Raw genomic sequence first — 1,758 nt, forward strand, 5'->3', positions numbered from 1 at the left:
GTGATGTTTTTTCTGTCAGACGTTCCGCGATTACAACTATCGCTATAAATACCCCAGGCATCAATCTTTTTAGTTATCTCACCCCATTCAGATTAAGAAAACCAATCATTATAACACAAAATCAATTCTGCAAGAGGTCTAATCTCTACCTGTAGAGGTTGATATTGGGATCTTAAAGTAAAATCTTTTAAAATCTCGAAATAAACCTTGATAAAATATCCATCGGTAGCTGGATTTATAAATAGTTTCAATCTCTGTTTTTTCATTCATTTTCTCCAGCTTGTGCATAGTTGATGAAGAAATTGAATCTCCTACAAAATCTAAATCAAAAATTGAAATAATATCTGTTCTCAAATAATTCATAAATTTATTATATCTTTATCGTCACCTTTTATACCACATAACGGATAATTTATCGTATACGTAAGCAAAGCATAAAAAACTATCTACACCACAGTTAATGAAGACGGCGTTCTCAACAACTACACAACTGAACCGCAGGTATACTGCGCTGAGTACCCGGCAATTTGGGAACAACGCAAATACGTTTTACAGGGTGTGTTCGCTACATTACTTGTTACTAGGCGTAGATATGGCGTAGTTACGCTATATCTACGCCTATTAAAGACTCAAATCTTCCTCCTGCTGTTGCTGATTCTGTTGTTTTAACTGCTGTCCATAATCTATAAGCTGCTGATTCCAATCGTCAGCTTTGCACTTGAGTCGCTTGGACTGTGGCAGTAGTTCCTTGGTAGCCCGTGCAGCTGCATTACCAAAATCGTCCGAGTCAAAAGCCACTCGTAAATTAGGAATATGCTGCAATTGCTCTACTGGTAAGCTTTTGGGATTATCTACCGCCATGTACAAAGTTCTATTGGGTGGCACGTCGCCTCTTTGCTGATATTCCAGCATGGCAAAAGACACGGCATCAATGGGCGATTTCAAAAGCACCACTTTCTCTACAGGATCTGTTGGCTGTCCGCCTAAGCGGAAGTGAAACCAGCCCTCACGCCTAACTGTTCCTTTCTCGTAGCCCTTAAACGTGTTGTTCTCGCCCCGTGTTCCCCGCAGGAATGCTCCTAATGCCTGGGGTTCTTCGCCAAGATTCCGCATGACGAACACAGCGTTTTGCTGATCATCAGCGTAAACTAACCCCCTTTTATGCAGAAGTTCCACAAAGTTTGATGGTATCCCCCGTTTCTGGGTCAGGTAGTTGGAGACAGAAGACCACTTGCTTTTTTCCTCAACAGGTAGCTGAAACGGGGTTCGTGGTTCTAACTGGATAATTTCAGCAGCCACTGTTTTAGCTTTAGCGATCGCTGCTCGTTCTGCCCCAGCTTCCCCAAATCGCTCATGCAACCAGACGACCGCCTGCCGTAGATTGCACTGGTTAACGTGCATCACCAAATCAATTGCACCGCCTCCGCCTTTCTGTTCAGCAGGGGCGAAGTCGTAAAACTTGGGCCCATCTATATTAATGATGTGTCCGTGACCCTTCCATTTTCCTTGGCTATTGTGTAGCCCCAATTCCCAGGCCACATCCTCTAAAGCCAAGTCGCGCAGTTGTTGGGTTTTCAATTCCAGCTCGCGCACAATTTCTTCTAGCCGTTGTCGTTCCTTCTCGCTGGCCCTAGCCCGTTGCTCTGCACTCTCTAGGCGCTCCTGCATGAAAGCGCGGTCAGCCAGTTGGTGGTTGAGGACATGGAATTGGTGATCATTCTGAATCCGGGCAACGTAATTTGTAGCTGATTCAAAAGG

The 1,758-nt window shown here is 44.1% G+C and carries 1 protein-coding gene and 1 pseudogene; one reads left to right on the forward strand and one right to left on the reverse strand.

Going from position 1 to position 1,758, the window contains the following annotated elements; translation table 11 throughout:
• Positions 1–444: 444 nt before the first annotated feature.
• Positions 445–579: pseudogene (locus tag H6G26_RS43650) on the forward strand (ssl1498 family light-harvesting-like protein); the annotation flags it as partial.
• Positions 580–621: 42 nt separating this feature from the next.
• Here H6G26_RS43650 and H6G26_RS41560 read toward each other — a convergent pair.
• On the reverse strand, positions 622–1,758 hold a 1,137-nt coding region (locus tag H6G26_RS41560), incomplete at its 5' end, for a DUF3991 domain-containing protein (protein WP_190737958.1).

Origin of the sequence: Nostoc sp. FACHB-888 (genome assembly GCF_014696655.1) — a bacterium.
Lineage (GTDB): Bacteria > Cyanobacteriota > Cyanobacteriia > Cyanobacteriales > Nostocaceae > Nostoc.